The 1,172-nt window shown below is 69.4% G+C and carries 3 protein-coding genes; all 3 read left to right on the top strand.

Going from position 1 to position 1,172, the window contains the following annotated elements; genetic code table 11:
- Positions 1-478: beta/alpha barrel domain-containing protein (locus tag AC1DU6_RS32075; RefSeq protein WP_477862245.1), on the top strand; the 478-nt coding region annotated here is incomplete at its 5' end.
- Positions 475-666 carry a hypothetical protein gene (locus AC1DU6_RS32080; protein WP_477862246.1) on the top strand — a complete coding sequence of 64 codons (192 nt, stop codon included), beginning with the start codon at positions 475-477 and terminating at the stop codon, positions 664-666. The genes AC1DU6_RS32075 and AC1DU6_RS32080, both read left to right, overlap by 4 nt.
- On the top strand, positions 663-1,172 hold a 510-nt coding region (locus AC1DU6_RS32085), incomplete at its 3' end, for an adenylyltransferase/cytidyltransferase family protein (RefSeq protein WP_477862248.1). The genes AC1DU6_RS32080 and AC1DU6_RS32085, both read left to right, overlap by 4 nt.

Raw genomic sequence — 1,172 nt, forward strand, 5'->3', positions numbered from 1 at the left:
CCAGAAGGCGGCGCTGGAGGACTGGGTGCAGGAGTACCGCGGCGACCTCGGCACGGCGCTGACCGATGTCGTCGGCATGGACGCCTTCCTGGCCGACTTCGACCTCTACTTCGCCAAGCTCTTCGACGGCCTGCGCCATGACAGCGGCGACCCGGTCGCCTGGGGCGAGAAGGCCCTGGCCCACTACGCCAGGCTGCGCATCGACCCGCACACCAAGCGCCTCGTGTTCAGCGACGGCCTGACCGTGACCAAGGCCATCGAGCTGTACCGCCACTTTGCCGACCGCGTGCAGCTGGGCTTCGGCATCGGCACCCATCTGAGCAACGACCTGGGGCCCACACCGCTGAACATCGTCATGAAGCTGACCCACGCCAACGGCCAGCCCGTGGCCAAGCTCAGCGACAGCCCCGGCAAGACGCTGTGCGACGACGAGACCTTTCTTGCCTATCTGCGACAAGTGTTTGGCATCAAGCCATGATCAAGCTCACCCTCGTCCCGGTGCTGGACGAACTGCTCAAGCTGCTCATTGAACGCGTTGCCCACATGGTCCAGCGCAGCGGATACAAGCGCCGCCAGGCGCCGCCGCTGATCCGGCTGCGCGCGGGCGCTTTCGGCCAAGGGCGGCAGATGCCCATCGCGGCGGTTTTCCCCGGAGTGCTGTCATGACCTCTGCCGCCGTCGTCATCGGCCGCTTCCAACCGGTTCACAACGGCCACGTCAGCTTGTTGCGCGCGGCGCTGGCCGAGGCGCCCCGCGTCATCGTGCTGCTCGGCTCGGCCCACCAGGCGCGTTCACCGCGCCATGCCTTCAGCTGGACCGAGCGCGCCGAGATGCTGCGCCTGGCCCTGACCGACGCCGAGCGTGAACGCGTGGAGGTCGTGCCGCTGCGCGACCTCTACGACGAGGCGCGCTGGGTGCAGGCCGTGCGTGCGGCCGTGCAGGAGCGCGTGGGCGACGCCGACGTCACGCTGGTCGGCCACTTCAAGGATGCCACCAGCGACTACCTGCGCCGCTTCTCGCCCTGGCGCCTGCTGAGCCTGCCGMGCCAGCACCGCGTGGACGCCACCGACCTGCGCGCCGCGCTGTTCGAGGCCGGGCCCGAGGCCCTGGACGGCGTGCTGGCCAGCTGGGTCGATCAGGTGCCGCCTGGTACGCGGAGCTTCGTGCAGGCC

The sequence above is a fragment of the Roseateles sp. P5_B10 genome, assembly GCF_056400485.1.

Bases quoted from the DNA above. Each gene is read 5' to 3' on its own strand.
- AC1DU6_RS32080 (WP_477862246.1), top strand. From the start codon at position 475: ATGATCAAGCTCACCCTCGTCCCGGTGCTGGACGAACTGCTCAAGCTG.